The organism is Kitasatospora sp. NPDC058032, assembly GCF_042885845.1.
Taxonomy (GTDB): domain Bacteria; phylum Actinomycetota; class Actinomycetes; order Streptomycetales; family Streptomycetaceae; genus Kitasatospora.
The window spans coordinates 1-15779 of record NZ_JBHVRK010000010.1 but is presented as its reverse complement, the minus strand read 5'-3'; the positions used below and the strand labels follow the sequence as shown (position 1 = coordinate 15779).

Annotated in this window: 12 protein-coding genes and 1 pseudogene; 5 read left to right on the top strand and 8 right to left on the bottom strand. The window is 71.9% G+C overall.

Features of this window, described 5'->3' with window-relative positions; all coding sequences use genetic code 11:
* Positions 1 to 3 precede the first annotated feature (3 nt).
* Together ACFVUH_RS17815 and ACFVUH_RS17810 are read right to left on the bottom strand one after the other, a co-directional pair.
* Positions 4 to 2526 (bottom strand): phosphoribosyltransferase, encoded by a 2523-nt coding sequence (locus tag ACFVUH_RS17815; protein WP_387914199.1) that lies wholly within the window; start codon positions 2524 to 2526, stop codon positions 4 to 6.
* Between the two features lie 63 nt (positions 2527 to 2589).
* A complete protein-coding gene (locus tag ACFVUH_RS17810) occupies positions 2590 to 3801 on the bottom strand; it encodes an HpcH/HpaI aldolase/citrate lyase family protein (RefSeq protein ID WP_387914198.1) in 1212 nt (403 codons plus the stop codon).
* A 321-nt stretch (positions 3802 to 4122) separates the two neighbouring features.
* On the opposite strand from ACFVUH_RS17810, the gene ACFVUH_RS17805 reads away from it, so the two are divergent.
* The gene (locus ACFVUH_RS17805) at positions 4123 to 5178 is read left to right on the top strand and encodes a TerD family protein (protein WP_387914197.1); all 1056 of its coding nucleotides are present in this window, start codon (positions 4123 to 4125) and stop codon (positions 5176 to 5178) included.
* A 63-nt stretch (positions 5179 to 5241) separates the two neighbouring features.
* Here ACFVUH_RS17805 and ACFVUH_RS17800 read toward each other — a convergent pair whose 3' ends face one another.
* A complete protein-coding gene (locus ACFVUH_RS17800; RefSeq protein ID WP_355370992.1) occupies positions 5242 to 5970 on the bottom strand; it encodes a Tellurium resistance in 729 nt (242 codons plus the stop codon).
* 346 nt (positions 5971 to 6316) lie between these two features.
* On the opposite strand from ACFVUH_RS17800, the gene ACFVUH_RS17795 reads away from it, so the two are divergent.
* The gene (locus ACFVUH_RS17795) at positions 6317 to 7432 is read left to right on the top strand and encodes a DUF2637 domain-containing protein (protein WP_355370993.1); all 1116 of its coding nucleotides are present in this window, start codon (positions 6317 to 6319) and stop codon (positions 7430 to 7432) included.
* An 85-nt stretch (positions 7433 to 7517) separates the two neighbouring features.
* On the opposite strand, the gene ACFVUH_RS17790 is transcribed toward ACFVUH_RS17795, so the two are convergent.
* The 5 genes from ACFVUH_RS17790 to ACFVUH_RS17770 form a co-directional block, all read right to left on the bottom strand.
* Positions 7518 to 8627 carry a DUF475 domain-containing protein gene (locus ACFVUH_RS17790; RefSeq protein ID WP_355370996.1) on the bottom strand — a complete coding sequence of 370 codons (1110 nt, stop codon included), beginning with the start codon at positions 8625 to 8627 and terminating at the stop codon, positions 7518 to 7520.
* Positions 8628 to 8681: 54 nt separating this feature from the next.
* Positions 8682 to 9257, bottom strand: coding sequence for a TerD family protein (locus ACFVUH_RS17785; protein ID WP_355370999.1), 576 nt, complete (start codon positions 9255 to 9257; stop codon positions 8682 to 8684).
* A gap of 216 nt (positions 9258 to 9473) precedes the next feature.
* A complete protein-coding gene (locus ACFVUH_RS17780; protein WP_355371002.1) occupies positions 9474 to 10049 on the bottom strand; it encodes a TerD family protein in 576 nt (191 codons plus the stop codon).
* 172 nt (positions 10050 to 10221) lie between these two features.
* The gene (locus tag ACFVUH_RS17775; protein WP_355371004.1) at positions 10222 to 10680 is read right to left on the bottom strand and encodes a peroxiredoxin; all 459 of its coding nucleotides are present in this window, start codon (positions 10678 to 10680) and stop codon (positions 10222 to 10224) included.
* A 257-nt stretch (positions 10681 to 10937) separates the two neighbouring features.
* A complete protein-coding gene (locus ACFVUH_RS17770) occupies positions 10938 to 11375 on the bottom strand; it encodes a DUF3052 domain-containing protein (protein WP_355371007.1) in 438 nt (145 codons plus the stop codon).
* A gap of 516 nt (positions 11376 to 11891) precedes the next feature.
* Between ACFVUH_RS17770 and aceE the strand changes: the two genes are divergently transcribed.
* The 3 genes and pseudogenes from aceE to ACFVUH_RS17755 all read left to right on the top strand — a co-directional run.
* A complete protein-coding gene (gene aceE, locus ACFVUH_RS17765; protein WP_387914195.1) occupies positions 11892 to 14642 on the top strand; it encodes a pyruvate dehydrogenase (acetyl-transferring), homodimeric type in 2751 nt (916 codons plus the stop codon).
* Between the two features lie 211 nt (positions 14643 to 14853).
* Positions 14854 to 15294, top strand: coding sequence for a nitroreductase/quinone reductase family protein (locus ACFVUH_RS17760; RefSeq protein WP_387914194.1), 441 nt, complete (start codon positions 14854 to 14856; stop codon positions 15292 to 15294).
* Between the two features lie 99 nt (positions 15295 to 15393).
* Positions 15394 to 15779: pseudogene (locus ACFVUH_RS17755) on the top strand (hypothetical protein); the annotation flags it as partial.

Genomic DNA, 15779 nt, shown 5'->3' with positions numbered 1-15779 from the left:
GGCTCAGGACTCCTTCACCAGGACGGCCGTACCGGAGGCGCCGGTGGCACCCCGGGTGTAGCGGGGGTGGATGAGGCCGACGCAGGAGTACGGCAGGTCGTCCACCTCCTCGACCGGGACCCCCCGCTGGGCGGCGAGCAGCCGGACGTGGTCGAGGTCGGCGCCCGCGCCGCGCCGGGCCAGTACCCGCCAGGGGACGCGGCGCAGCATGACCCGGGTGGTCTCGCCGACGCCGGGCTTGACCAGGTTGACGTCGTCGATGCCGAACTCGGCGCTGATCCGCTCGACGGCGGCCCAGCCGGCCCAGTCGGGGGCGCGCTCGGCGGCGTGCTCGGGGGCGAGGAAGCGCCCGGCCGCCGCGACGGCCTCGGCCCGGACGTCCGCGAAGTGGTCGACGACGGTGTCCAGGAAGGCGCCGGAGACGTCGGCGCCGGCCAGCTCGGTGTAGTGCTTGGCGCCGTGGAAGTCGTCCGGGCCGATCAGTCCGGCGCGCAGCACGGTGCGCGAGACCAGGCCGGAGACGGTCGAGTTGAGGCAGGCGGAGGGGATCAGGAAGTCGTCCCGGGTGCCGAAGGTGGACACGCAGCGGCCGGGGTCGGCGAGGACGGCGAGGCCGGGGTCGAAGCCGGTTCCGGCGAGCGCCTCGGCGAGTTCGCGGGTGATCGCGCCCTTGCCGGTCCAGCCGTCGACGAACACCACGTCGGCCGCCCGGTGGTGGGCGTCCAGGTAGCGCAGGGCGACCGGGTCGATGCCGCGGCCGCGGACGATGGAGACGGCGTAGTGCGGGGCGTCGACGCCGTGTCCGGCGGCGAGCCAGCGGCGGATCAGGATGCCGACGGGCGTGCCGGCCCGGGCCAGCGAGGCGAGCACCAGGCCGGGGCCGCGTTCGCGCAGCAGGGTCTCGGCGACGGTGCCGACGGCGAGCGCGATCCGGCGGGCGGAGGTCCGCAGGGCCTGGTGGAACAGCTCCTGGTACTCGGGGCTCGGCTGGTACTCGACCGGCAGCGACTCGGCGTAGTGGGCGCCGCCGCTCTGCACGGCCTCCTCGCGTTCCTCGGTGGGGGCCTCCAGGGCGACCTCGGAGAGGTCCTTGAGCAGCCAGGCCACCTCGTCGGCCCGGTAGGAGGAGAACTCCGGGCCGTACAGCGGAGCCGGCAGGGCGCCCGGCCGGTGGGAGGGCAGCACGGCGAGCACCACCCGGTCGGTGACGCGGCGCAGCTGGCCGAGCAGGGCGCGCTCGCCGTGGTGCAGGGCCGGGGTGTCGGCGACGTCGTCGACCACCAGGACCACGGTGTCGAAGCGGCGGGCCGGGTCGGCGCCGGGGGCGACGTTGTAGGCGTAGCGCTCGCGCGAGGAGTCGTCGGCCGGGTCGTCGTGGGCGGGGAAGGCCAGCCGGGTGCGCACGGCGTAGCCGGGGTCGTCGACGGCGAGGACGGGTGAGCGGGTGGTGGTCGAGCTGTGGACGCGGTCGGCGCCGCCGGGGAGCCGTTCGGCGAGGGCGCCGGCCAGCCGCAGCGGCGCGTACATCAGCTCCTCGAAGCCGAGCACCAGCACCCGCCCGCCGCCGGAGCCCCCGTCGGAGCCCCCGTCGGCGCGCTCCTCGACGCCCTCCTCGATGCCCTCCTCGACGGCCCGGGCCAGCCGGTCGGCGAGGGCCGGCAGCGCCTCCTCCAGCCGCGCCCGGTGCTCCGGGGTGAAGCCGTGCCGTCCGCCGTCGGGCAGCCCGTCCGGCCAGGCCAGGTCGACCCGCACCAGCGGCGCGGCCGGGGCGGCCGGCGGTTCGCACGCCGGTCCGGCCTCGGCGATCAGCCGCTCGGCCCGGTCCAGGATGTCCGCGGGCAGTTCGACGCCGCCGTCGGCCAGCGCCACCAGGTCGAGCCGGACACCGAGTTCGGCGGCGGTGTCGGCGAGGCGTCGCCGGTCGGCCTCGCCGCGCAGGTCGACCAGGGCGACCACCACGTAGTGCGCGCGCGGGTGGCGGGCGTGCAGGGCGCGGATGGTGTTGAGCACGGTGGTGCCGGTGGAGAACTCGTCGTCCACCAGGACGAGCGGCCCGTCGCCGGCGAGCAGCCCGGGGTCGGCGGGCAGCAGCAGGTGCGAGGTGGCGTGCGAGTGCTCCTCCTCGAAGCCGCCGAGCGGGGCGAGGCCGGGCACCGGGCGGCGGGTGGAGTGCAGATAGGGGGCGTCCAGGCCGTCGGCGACGCTGTGGCCGAGGCCGGTGGCGGTCTCCGCGTAGCCGAGCACGACGGCCCGCGCGAGGGCCTGCCCGTCGAGCGGGCCGAGCAGTTCGCGCACCCGGCGGCCGAGTTCGAGGCCGGCGCCGTGCACCACGGCGGGGCGCTGCGGGACGTGCTTGCCGAGCACGGTGGAGACCAGCAGGTGGGCGCGCTTGCGGTTCTCCCGCAGGGCGAGGCCGACCAGCTCGGGAAGGCGCTCGGAGCCGGTCAGCGCGACGCCGGCCCGCTCGGCGACCCAGCGGCCGGTCCACTCCTGCGCTGCGGTGCGCTCCTGCTCTGCTGCTGTCACGAAGGGGTCCTGCTTTCGGTGGTGCGGTGCGGTGGGCAAGGTGCGGAAGGAGGGGCGGGCCGGTCAGCGGCAGAGGCAGGCCGACAGCAGCTCCGCGAAGCTGACGTCCTCGCGGGCCACCCCGAACACCTCGGCGCGCAGCATCACCCGCTCCGCCCAGGCCCGGTGCGGCTTGGCCTCGTTCATCTTGTTGGTGTACGCCGAGCGCAGCACCCCGCCGCCGCCGCGGTCCTGCTGGAGGATGTCCCGGGCGTCGCTGTACTCCTCGTGTGTGACGACGGAGAGCGCGTGCACCGCGGGGACGTGGCTGGGGTGGATGCAGGTCTTGCCCAACAGCCCGTTGGCACGGTCGAGTTCGATCTCGCGGATCAGCCCGTCGAGGTCGTGCTCGATGATCCGCCGGCGGACCGCCTCGCGCGAGGGCTCGGCCTCGGCGAACGGGGTGCGGCGCAGCTGCGGCTTGAACATCCGCTCCTGGACCGGGAAGTACTCCCAGACCGGGCCGGTGACGGTGAAGCCGGTGCCGTCGGCGCGGCCGAGCACATTGACCACGTCGCCGATCACCGAGGCGACCAGGGAGACGTCGTAGGCGGTCAGGTCGGGCGAGCGGCGCAGGCCGTAGGCGGAGCAGAGGTCGGTGACGCCGAGGCGGACGGCGAGGATCCGCTCGCGGTGCTTGTCGAGCAGGCGCGCTATGCCGAACAGCTGGTCCCGGCGGGTCTCCAGGTGGGCGAGCTCGGGGGACTCCAGGACGGGCATGGCGAACAGCCGGTGCCCGGTGCCGGTGACGGCCTCGGCGAGCGCCTCCAGGAAGTCCCCGCCGCTCTCCTCGGTGAACTTGGGCAGGACGAAGCCGGTGAGCAGGCCGATCGCCGGTCCGAGCCGCTCGGCGAGGTCGGTGAGCTGGGCGGCGGTCCGCACTCTGATGAAGAGGAGGGGAAGATCCTGTGTGCAGCCGGTGGAGGCCCCGGCCGCGTCGACACCCTCCGTGACCTCCGCCCACAGCTCGCCGAGCCGGGCCACCAGGTTGGCCTCGGCGTCCGGCACCTCGTGGTCGGCGATGGCGTCCTCCAGGCAGAGGACCATCGAGACGACCCCCTGCGCGGCCTGCTTGCGGATGTCCGCGCGCAGGGTGGGCCGGGTGGCCGGACTGTAGAGCGTGGCACCCAGCGCGGTGGCCAGCACGGCCGGGTCGCCGTTCGGGGTGAACTCCCCGGGGGCCGCGAGAAAGAGCCGGTCGCGGACGTCGTCGGCAAGGTGGCCGAAGTGGCGCAAGGTGCTCTCCTCAGGAGTTCGGCCGCCGGTCCGGCGGGGGCGGGGAGGGGCGGTGACGGGCCCCGGTGCAACACCCGTTCAACCCGCTCGACGGCCGTGGTGGTTCCCGGCCCGGTTCCGGCCGGTCACCCTCGGCCGCTCCCCGGCGCCTCCCGCCCGCCCATCGTACGGACGGCTCCGGGCACACGCCGGTTCCGCAATGGCGAATTCTCGGAAGGTTACCCTCCACTTCACAAACCGCAAGCGTTGGCAAAGTCCCACCACGGCGCCTCCCCCGGTCACGTTGTCCGAAGGGGTGGCGAACAGGCAGGATGGTCGGCTATGACGCACGTGATGGCCAAGGGCGCCAACATCGCACTGCCGGTGGCGGCGGTCCGCGCCGTGCTGCGCTGGAGCGCCACGCCCGGTGCGCCGGACGTGGACGCCTCCGCACTGCTGCTCGGCCCGGGCGGCAGGGTCCGTTCGGATGCCGACTTCGTCTTCTACAACCAGCCGCGCCACCCGTCCGGACTGGTGCGCCACCTGCCCAAGCAGCAGACCGCCGACGGCGGCGAGATCACCGACACCGTCGAGGCCGAGCTCGGCAAGCTGCCGGCCGACGTCGACCGGGTGGTACTGGCCGGCTCCTCCGAGGGCGGCTCCTTCCGCGCGGTGGGCGGGCTGCGCCTGCAGCTGTTCGACGCCGCGGCCGGCGAGGGCGCACCGGCCCTGGCCGAGTTCGCGATGGCCGACGGCGACGAGGTGACCGCGCTGGTCGCGGGCGAGCTCTACCGCCGGGCGGGCGTCTGGAAGTTCCGGGCCGTCGGCCAGGGGTACGCCTCGGGGCTGATCGGCCTGGCCACCGACTTCGGCATCACCGTCGAGGACGAGGGCGACGCGGGCACCCAGGCGGCGGCGCCCGCCCAGCCCGCCCCGACGGACCCGCGGACCGCGCTGCCCGACCCCCGGCCGGCCGGTCGCCCCGAGCCGGGCACCTTCACCCTGGCCCCGGCCGTCCCGCAGCCCGCCGCCGCCCAGGCCGCCCCGGCCCCGGCCGGCGTCCCGGCCAACACGCCCCCGCCGCCGCCCAACCCGCCCACGGTGCCGCCGAACGTCCCGCCGGCCCCGAGCGCGCCCCCCTCCCGGCACCCCGGATACGGCTACCCGCCGCAGGCCCCGCGCCCGGACGGCTACGCCTACCCCCAGCAGGCCCCGGCACCGGCCCCCGGCTACGGCTACCCCCAGCAGACCCCACAGACGCAGCAGGCACCGCAGGCGCCGCAGCAGGGCGGCTACGGCTACCCGCCGCCGAACACCGCTCCCCCGGCCCCGCAGCCGGCCCCCGCCGCCGAGGAGTTCGCCCTGCCCCCGCAGGGCCCGCAGTTCCAGCCGCGCTGAGCCCCCGCCCCCGGTCGACCCGACCCCGGACGGCCCGGGCGCCCCGGTCCCCGGGCCGGGGGCTCACTCGGGCTTGTACCCGCGCTGCCACTGCATCCCGAAGCCGTACAGCCGGTCGATGTCCGCCTGGAACCCGTTGACGTAACGCACCTCGCGCCGCACGGTGAGCGTGTTGTCCCCGGTGTTCTCGATCAGCACCACCGCGCAGGACCGCGCCGCCGGGGCCCGCTCCTCCAGCTTGACCTCGATCCGCGGCCCGGACTGCGGCACGATCGTCACCACCGCGTTGGTCTGGTCGAAGGCGGGCGTGCCGTCGTAGATGTACACGAAGACCAGCAGCCGCTTGAACTGGTCCTTCTTCTCCAGGTTGATGTACATCGTCTCGCCGGAGGGCGCGCCGTACTGGTCGTCGCCGCTCAGCTTGACGTACGGCGCGTGCTGGAGGTCCCCCAGGAAGCCGCCGAGCGGCTGCACCACCCCCCGCTTGCCGTCCGTCAGCTCGTACATGCAGGCCAGGTCGAGGTCCACGTTGACCTGCGCGTTCTGCGCGGAGTCCGGCTCCATCGGGCTGAGGATCCGGGGGCTGAAGAACCGTCGCACGGCGTCCCGGGCGGACGCCCGCGGGGCCCCGGCCCTGGTGGTCCAGTGCAGGTTGACGTAGAGGTAGCCGGTGGTCGCCGCCGCCCCGGTGATCGCGTGCTGCGGGGACGACTTGGTCAGGGTGACCTTGAACTGGCCGCCCGTGTCGAGGCTGTTCCGTTCCCCGCGCAGGTACTCCCAAATCGAGGCCATGCCGTCCTCCCCCAGCCCCGCCAGTCGATCTGACGGTCCGCCGCTCCATGATCGGGCATCAACCCGCCCGCCGGGTACCCGAACTCCCCTACCCACCGCCGCTCCGCGGACACCGGCGGGACACCGGCGGGTCGGTTGGCGGGGCGAAGGCCACCTCCCGTACCATGCCGCCACTTCGGACGCGATATCGTCTAGCCGCACAGGTGTCCCGCCCGCCCCCTGTCCCGGGCGCGCCGGGCCACCCGTTCGATCACGACGCTTCGTCAGGCCCGGTCCCGGGGACGGAACCTGACCACCGTGTCGCACTGTGACCTGTCCCCTGCGGAAACCCGAGGCCCGACCCGCAATGAACCTGACCTCCATACAGCTGGTCTGGACCGTCATCGGCGGCGCAGCCCTGCTGTTCACCGCCATCCTGGTGGCGACGCTGCGCTTCAAGAACAACAACCGGAAGCAGGATTCCGGCGACTCCTGGGAGCGCAGCGAGGAGCGGCGCCGGCGCAAGGAGATGATCTACGGGATCTCCTCCTACGTGCTGCTGTTCTGCTGCGCCGGCGTCGCGGCCGCGCTCTCCTTCCACGGCCTGGTCGGCTTCGGCAAGGAGAACCTCGGCCTGTCGAACGGCTGGGAGTACCTCGTCCCGTTCGGTCTGGACGGCGCCGCGATGTTCTGCTCGGTGCTCGCCGTCCGCGAGGCCAGCCACGGTGACGCGGCGCTCGGCTCGCGCCTGCTGGTCTGGGTGTTCGCCATCGCCTCGGCCTGGTTCAACTGGGTGCACGCCCCGCGCGGCATGTCCCACGACGGCGCCCCGGAGTTCTTCTCCGGCATGTCGATCTCGGCCGCGATCCTCTTCGACCGCGCGCTGAAGCAGACCCGCAAGGCCGCGCTGCGCGAGCAGGGCCTGGTGCCGCGCCCGCTGCCGCAGATCCGCATCGTCCGCTGGCTGCGCGCGCCCCGCGAGACCTACGCCGCCTGGTCGCTGATGCTGCTGGAGAACGTCCGCAGCCTGGACGAGGCGGTCGAGGAGGTGCGCGAGGAGCGCCAGGCCAAGCTGGACGCCAAGGTCCGGGCCCGCAGCGCCGACCGCCGCGAGCGTGCCGAGCTGAAGGCCATCTCCCGGCAGTCCGGCGGCATGCTGTCGCGCAACCGCAGTGGCCGCCAGGTGCCCGCCCTCGCCTCCGCCGGAGACGGCCCGAGCGCTACGGAGCCTGCCCTAGCCGCCGAGGCAGACGCTCTCACCACCACCGCCTCCGCGCCGGGCTCCCTGGAGACCGCCCGCCGCCCGCGCGGCACGGCCGGCAGCACCACCGCCCCGGCTTCCTCCTCGGCCTCCTCGGCCTCCTCGTCGTCCTACCGCGGCAGCTCGACCATCGACCTGACGCCGGACGACGACACCCTGTCGATGCCCAAGCTGGACTCGCTGGAGCGCAAGCTGCGCGCCATCGAGCAGCAGCTCGGCTGAGCACCCGCCCCCGCTCGACGCCGAACGGCCGTTCCCCACTCGGAGGGAACGGCCGTTCGGCGTTGTGCTGTGACGTCCTGCGGGGCTACTGGGCGCTGCCCACCAGCTCCCGTTCACCGTCGCCGTCGCCCCCGCCGGTGCCCTCGCGGCGGTTGCGCAGGATCGAGGAGCCGAGGGCGAGGCCGATGAAGGCGACGCCGATCAGGCCGGTGACGATCTCCGGGATGTGGTACTCGATGCCGACCAGCAGGATCACCGAGAGCGCGCCGATCGCGTAGTGCGCGCCGTGCTCCAGGTAGACGTAGTCGTCCAGGGTGCCCTTGCGGACCAGGAACACGGTCAGCGAGCGGATGTACATCGCGCCGATGCCCAGGCCCAGGGTGATCTGGAAGATGTCGCTGGAGATCGCGAACGCGCCGACCACGCCGTCGAAGGAGAACGACGCGTCCAGGACCTCCAGGTAGAGGAAGAGGAAGAACGCGGCCTTGCCGCCGACCTGGACGATCGACTTGCCGGACTTCTCCGCCGCCTCCTCCTTCTCGGCCTCCTCCTCCAGGCCCGACTCGAAGATCGAGGAGAGCCCGTTGACCGCGAGGTAGGTGACGAGGCCGAGCACACCGGCGAGCAGGACCGTTTCGGCGTGCTCACCCGCGAAGAAGTTGGACGCCAGCAGCAGGGTGACCAGGGCGACGACCGTCGAGAAGGCCTCCAGCTTGCCGACCTTCTCCAGCGGGCGCTCGATCCAGGCCAGCCAGTTGTAGTCCTTCTCCTCGAAGATGAAGTCGAGGAAGATCATCAGCAGGAAGATGCCGCCGAAGGCCGCGATGGCCGGGTTGGCGGCCTCCAGGTACTGGCCGTACGTGGAGCCGTTGTAGGTCTTGTCGCTGTTCAGCGCGAGGTCGATGACCGTCGCCGGGTTGAGGTGCGCGGTGAGGCCGACGACCAGCAGCGGGAAGATCAGCCGCATGCCGAACACGGCGATCAACACACCGACGGTGAGGAAGATCTTCTGCCAGTACTGGTTCATCCGCTTCAACACCGTGGCGTTGACCACCGCGTTGTCGAACGAGAGGGAGATCTCCAGGATGGAGAGGATCAGCACGATGCCGAATCCCTCCGCCCCCCAGAGCAGGCCTGCGGCGATCAGTCCGAGAACGGTGATCGCGAATGACCAGCCGAATGTGCGGAGGAACACGGGACTTGGTTACCTTTCGGATTCAGGGCGCGACGATCATGACGATCGCGGCCTTTACTGTACGTTTACGCCGAAATCGAGAGCAATGCCCCGCAGACCGGACGCGTAGCCCTGGCCCACCGCGCGGAACTTCCACTCGCCCGCGTACCGGTACAGCTCGCCGAAGATCATCGCGGTCTCGCTGGACGCGTCCTCGGTGAGGTCGTAGCGGGCGATCTCCTGGCCGTCCACCGAGTTCACCACCCGGATGTACGCGTTGCGGACCTGGCCGAAGTTCTGCGCCCGGTTCTCGGCGTCGTAGATGGACACCGGGAAGACGACCTTGTCGACCTGCGCCGGCACGAGGTCCAGGTTCACCAGGACCACTTCGTCGTCGCCGTCGCCGTCACCGGTGAGGTTGTCACCGGTGTGCTCGACCGAGCCCTCGGGGCTCTTGAGGTTGTTGTAGAAGACGAAGTACTCGTCACCCAGGACCCGGTTGTTCGAGCAGAGCAGCGCACTCGCGTCGAGGTCGAAGGGCGCGCCGGTCGTCGACCGGGCGTCCCAGCCGAGACCGATCTGCACCTGCGTCAGGTTCGGCGCGGCCTTCGTCAGCGAGACGTTGCCGCCCTTGGCGAGCGTGACACTCATGGCTTGTCCTTCCTCCCATGCCTCCCGGGGCGCATCTCAGGTCTATTCCCCCGCGGCCCCGGCCGGCCCCTTCCGGCCGGCTGAACTTTCCTGAACTCCCATCCTTCCAGTGGTCCGGGAACGACGGAACGGCCGGGGCGGTCGCCGACGCCCTCGCGTCCGCGGCCGCCCCGGCCGTTCGTACTGCTGCTACGGGCCGTCACCGGCCCCGCCCGACTAGACGTTGACGCCGAAGTCCTGGGCGATGCCGCGCAGGCCGGAGGCGTAGCCCTGGCCGATCGCGCGGAACTTCCACTCGGCGCCGCTGCGGTACAGCTCGCCGAAGACCATCGCCGTCTCGGTGGAGGCGTCCTCGGTGAGGTCGTACCGGGCCAGCTCCTTGTTGTCGAGCTGGTTCACCACGCGGATGAACGCGTTGCGGACCTGGCCGAAGTTCTGCGACCGGTTCTCGGCGTCGTAGATGGACACCGGGAAGACGATCTTCTGCACGTCGGCCGGCACGGTCGCCAGGTTGACCTTGATCGCCTCGTCGTCGCCCTCGCCCTCACCGGTGAGGTTGTCACCGGTGTGCTCGACCGAGCCGTCGGGGCTCTTGAGGTTGTTGAAGAAGACGAAGTTGCCGTCCGCGCCGACCTTGCCCTGGTCGTTGCAGAGCAGGGCACTGGCGTCCAGGTCGAAATCCGTGCCCGTGGTGGTGCGGACGTCCCAGCCGAGGCCGACCACTACGGCGGTCAGGCCCGGGGCCTCCTTGGTGAGCGAGACATTGCCGCCCTTGCTCAGGCTGACACCCACTTGTCCTCCAAGATTCGGGAGGCACTGCTCGGTGCCCCCGTGGTGCGGTCCGAGGCTCCGACGGCGCACCGTCCGAGCCTCTGACCAGCCAACGAGCCGATCGTAGTGCGGGGTTCCCGTCCGCGCCGGGGAACCGGCCCGAAGCGGGCGGGGCGAAGCCCGCGGCGGTGGCTCAGAGGGCGCCGAGCGCCGTCAGGTACTCCTGCTCGTCCCGGGCGTCCGGCAGGCCGTTCACGACGCTCCAGCGGACCACGCCGGCCTTGTCGATGACGAAGGTGCCGCGCACCGCGCAGCCCTTCTCCTCGTCGAAGACGCCGTAGGCGCGGGAGACCTCGCCGTGCGGCCAGAAGTCGGAGAGCAGCGGGAACTCCAGGCCCTCCTGGTCGGCGAAGACCCGCTGGCTGAAGGGCGCGTCGTTGGACACGCCGAGCACCTGGACCTCGTCGTTCTGCAGTCGCGGCAGCTCCTTCTGGATCGCGCAGACCTCGCCGGTGCAGACACCGGTGAACGCGAACGGGTAGAAGACCACGACGACGTTCTTCTCGCCCCGGAAGTCGGAGAGCCGGACCGACTCGCCGTGCTGGTTCCTGAGCTCGAAGTCCGGAGCCTCGGTGCCGATCTCGATGGCCATGCGGGGACCTTTCCCACTCGACGCGACTGGGCCGCGCGGGTGGCGCGACGAGCGCCATCCTCGCATCCACCGGTGGCGGCTGGTCCGGACGGGTGAGCGCTGCGCCGTCCGGGGCCACCGCTTTCGCCCTGGGCGAACGGTTCGGCCGTCCGGGCGCCCCGCCCCCGGCGCCCGGACGGCGGGGCGCCCGCCGGAAAACGACCGGGCCCCGCCGGAGGATGCTCCGGCGGGGCCCGGTGAGGCCCGTCAGGCGGCGCTCAGCGCTTGCTCTGCTTGGCGGTCGACTTGGTCGCCAGGCGGGTCGCGGCCCAGTCCTTGGCGATCGCGATCGAGCTGGTCTGGGAGAGACCGGAGGTCTTCGCCGCGTCGGCGATGTCCGAGGCCTCGATGTGGCCGTCGCGGCCCGTCTTGGGCGTCAGCAGCCAGATCAGGCCGCCCTCCGCCAGGTATTCCAGGGCGTCGACGAGGGCGTCGGTGAGGTCCCCGTCGTCGTCGCGGTGCCACAGCAGGACGGCGTCGGCGACGTCGTCGTAGTCCTCGTCGACGAGATCCGTCCCGGTGATCTCCTCGATGCCCTCGCGGAGGTCCTGGTCAGTGTCTTCGTCGTACCCCAGCTCCTGGATGATCTGGCCTTCTTCGAAGCCGAGACGAGCTGCCGGGTTGGACTTGTCCGCGGGGTCCGCGGTCGCGCTCACGGGAATAACCTCCAGTATTCGGCCCGGCGTCCATGCCGAGGCTGTGGCCGTAGTCCACACGGGCGCGGCGGTTCGCGCAAGTACCCGACCCCCGATCCCCTCCAAAGGTTGACGTGTCGCGCCGGGACACGCCGGGCGACGTGTCGGGAATCACACCGATTTGCCCTTCTCTGCACAGGACAAGGATGCTTCGGGAGGTCCTGGTCCACAGGCCGTACGCACGCCCGAGATGCGAACGGCATTCGGGTCCGCGCGTGCGCGGGCGTAGAGTCTCCTGTTGGCCCTCACCCCGGCCGTCCGCCATCGGACGGGCGGGAAACCAGGTCGGACCACCTCTGTTCGTAACACCCGGGGGTGCGCGGCCCGGACAACGCTGTCCGAACCGCACATCACCAGACCGCTCCTTCTGTCAGGGAGAGCGGTTACCGATCGGTAGAGATGACGGATCTCCGAGCGCGGTAGCACGATGGAGGCGGCGCGACACACCTCAGTTTCGACCGACAGTGAAGGAACAGCGTGGCTTCCGGATCCGATCGCAACCCGATCATCATTGGCGGCCTTCCGAGTCAGGTCCCGGACTTCGATCCCGAGGAGACCGCGGAATGGCTGGAGTCGCTCGATGCGGCCATCGACGAGCGGGGGCGTGAGCGTGCCCGCTACCTGATGCTGCGGCTGATCGAGCGCGCCCGCGAGAAGCGTGTCGCCGTGCCCGAGATGCGCAGCACGGACTACGTCAACACCATCGCCACCAAGGACGAGCCGTTCTTCCCCGGCAACGAGGAGATCGAGCGCAAGATCCTGAACGCGACCCGCTGGAACGCCGCGGTGATGGTCTCCCGGGCGCAGCGCCCGGGCATCGGCGTGGGTGGCCACATCGCCACCTTCGCCTCCTCCGCGTCGCTCTACGACGTCGGCTTCAACTACTTCTTCCGCGGCAAGGACGCCGAGGGCGAGTCCGGCGACCAGATCTTCTTCCAGGGCCACGCCTCCCCCGGCATCTACGCCCGCGCCTTCCTGCTGGACCGGCTCAGCGAGCAGCAGCTCGACGCCTTCCGCCAGGAGAAGTCGAAGGCCCCGTACGGCCTCTCCAGCTACCCGCACCCGCGGCTGATGCCGGACTTCTGGGAGTTCCCGACCGTCTCGATGGGCCTCGGCCCGCTCGGCGCGATCTACCAGGCCCGGATGAACCGCTACCTGGAGCACCGCGGCATCAAGGACACCTCCGCCTCGCACGTCTACGCCTTCCTCGGCGACGGCGAGATGGACGAGCCCGAGTCGCTCGGCCAGCTGTCGCTGGCCGCCCGCGAGGGCCTGGACAACCTGACCTTCGTGGTCAACTGCAACCTGCAGCGCCTCGACGGCCCGGTCCGCGGCAACGGCAAGATCATCCAGGAGCTGGAGTCGCAGTTCCGCGGCGCCGGCTGGAACGTCATCAAGCTGGTCTGGGACCGCAGCTGGGACCCGCTGCTCGCGCAGGACCGCGACGGCGTCCTGGTGAACAAGCTGAACACCACGGTGGACGGCCAGTTCCAGACCTACGCCACCGAGTCCGGCGCGTACATCCGCGACAACTTCTTCGGCGGCGACCTGCGGCTGCGCAAGATGGTCGAGTCGATGACCGACCAGCAGATCCAGCACCTGGGCCGCGGCGGCCACGACCACCGCAAGATCTACGCGGCGTTCAAGGCGGCCCGCGAGCACAAGGGCCAGCCGACCGTCATCCTGGCGCAGACCGTCAAGGGCTGGACGCTGGGCCCCAACTTCGAGGGCCGCAACGCCACCCACCAGATGAAGAAGCTGACGGTCGAGGACCTGAAGCGCTTCCGCGACCGGCTGCACCTGCCGATCACCGACAAGCAGCTCGAGGAGGGCTACCCGCCCTACTACCACCCGGGCCGCGACTCGGAAGAGATCCAGTACATGCACGACCGCCGCGAGGAGCTGGGCGGCTACGTGCCGACCCGCAAGGTGCGCCCGCGCAAGCTGGAGCTGCCGGCCGACGACGCGTACAAGGCGGTCAAGAAGGGCTCCGGCAACCAGACCATCGCCACCACCATGGCGTTCGTCCGGCTGCTCAAGGACCTCATGCGGGACAAGGGGATCGGCAACCGCTTCGTGCCGATCGCGCCCGACGAGTACCGCACCTTCGGCATGGACTCGCTGTTCCCGTCGGCGAAGATCTACAACCCGCTCGGCCAGACCTACGAGTCGGTCGACCGCGAGCTGCTGCTGGCGTACAAGGAGTCGCCCACCGGTCAGATGCTGCACGACGGCATCTCCGAGGCCGGCTGCACCGCCTCGCTGATCGCCGCCGGCTCGGCCTACGCCACCCACGGCGAGCCGCTGATCCCGGTCTACGTCTTCTACTCGATGTTCGGGTTCCAGCGCACCGGCGACCAGTTCTGGCAGATGGCCGACCAGCTGGCCCGCGGCTTCGTGCTCGGTGCCACCGCCGGCCGCACCACGCTGACCGGTGAGGGCCTGCAGCACGCCGACGGCCACTCGCACCTGCTGGCCTCGACCAACCCGGGCGTCGTCGCGTACGACCCCGCGTACGGCTTCGAGATCGCGCACATCGTCCAGGACGGTCTGCGCCGGATGTACGGCTCCAGCGAGGAGCACCCGACCGGCGAGGACGTGTTCTACTACCTCACCGTCTACAACGAGCCGATCAAGATGCCGGCCGAGCCCGAGAACGTGGACGTCGAGGGCATCCTCAAGGGTCTGCACAAGTACGCCGCCGGCACCGCCGGCCAGATCCCGGCGCAGATCCTCGCCTCCGGCGTGGCCGTGCCGTGGGCCCTGGAGGCCCAGCGGATCCTGGCCGAGGAGTGGAACGTCAAGGCCGACGTCTGGTCCGCGACCTCCTGGAACGAGCTGCGCCGCGAGGCGGTGGAGGCCGAGGAGTTCAACCTGCTGCACCCCGAGGAGCAGCAGCGCGTCCCGTACGTGACCGCCAAGCTCCAGGGCGCCGAGGGTCCGTTCGTCGCGGTGTCCGACTGGATGCGCGCGGTGCCGGACCAGATCTCCCGCTGGGTGCCGGGCCAGTGGCAGTCGCTGGGTGCCGACGGCTTCGGCTTCGCCGACACCCGGGGTGCGGCCCGTCGCTTCTTCCACATCGACGCGCAGTCCGTCGTGCTGGCCGTGCTCACCGAGCTGGCCAAGCAGGGCAAGCTCGAGCGCAGCGTGCTGAAGGACGCGATCGACCGCTACCAGCTGCTCGACGTGGCGGCGGCCGACCCGGGCGCCGCGGGCGGCGACGCCTGAGCCGGTAGCCGGAACCGGTAGCACCACCGAGGGGCCGGTCCTCCCGCCGTGTGCGGGAGGACCGGCCCCTCGGCCTTTCCCGGCGCGACCGCGACTTCCCGGCGCGACCGCGGCCTTCCGGTGTGACTCCGGCCACATCGACTTGAATCTCACACCGGTGTCAGCTCCTAGGCTCGTCCCGACGAACCGGACCAGCCGAGGAGGGTCACCGATGACCGCCGCCCACCCCCAGCCCGCCGACGGCGGGAACGACTACAACCGCAAGGTGATCACCGAGTTCCGGGCGGCCGAGGGCGTGGTCGGCGGCGACTTCGCCGGCAAGACCCTGCTGCTGCTCACCACCCGCGGCCGGCGCAGCGGCGAGTCCCGCACCACCCCGCTGGTGTACCTGAAGGACGACGGGCGGGTGATCGTCTTCGCGCTGAACGGCGGCGCGCCGGCCGACCCGGCCTGGTACCGCAACCTCGCCGCCATCCCCGAGGTCACCGTCGAGCTCGGCGGGGACACCTTCGCCGCGCGGGCCGTTCCGCTCGACGCGGCCGAGCACGAGGCCGTCTGGGCCCGGCAGATCGCGGTGGAGCCGCTGTTCGCGGAATTCCGCGCCCGAACCACCCGTGTGGTGCCGCTGGTGGAGCTGCGCCCGGCCGGCTGAGCCGGGACGGCGCCGAGGACGGTGCCGGTTCCCTCTTAACCTTCCCGAGAGTCACGCTTAAGGTGTCTTTCCAGGGGGCGAGGGGAGGGGGCCGGTATCGTGCGCGGACCGAGAACGGGGGCCTTCCCCCTGGCATTGCTGGTCGGGGTGACGACCGGCGCCCTGCTGTCCCAGTTGCTGCCCGCTCCCGAGGAGCTCGGCGGGCCGTCGGTGGCCCTGCCGGCCGCCCCGGACCGGGGACTGGTCGAGCTGCTGCCGGGGCCGGCGGTCCCCGCACCCGGACCCGGCGCGCCGTCCGGCGCCGACCCCGGCGCCGTCGCGCCGCCCGCACCCGCCGACCCGGGCTCCGGGGCGTCCGCGCCCCCGGCCGTCCCGTCCGGGCCCGGCCGTGAGCCGGCCGCGCCGAGTGCCCCGCCGGGCCGGACCCCGGCCGGGCCCGGGCCGGCCGTCGGGCTCGTCTCCGCCGAGGGCCCATCATGCAGCCG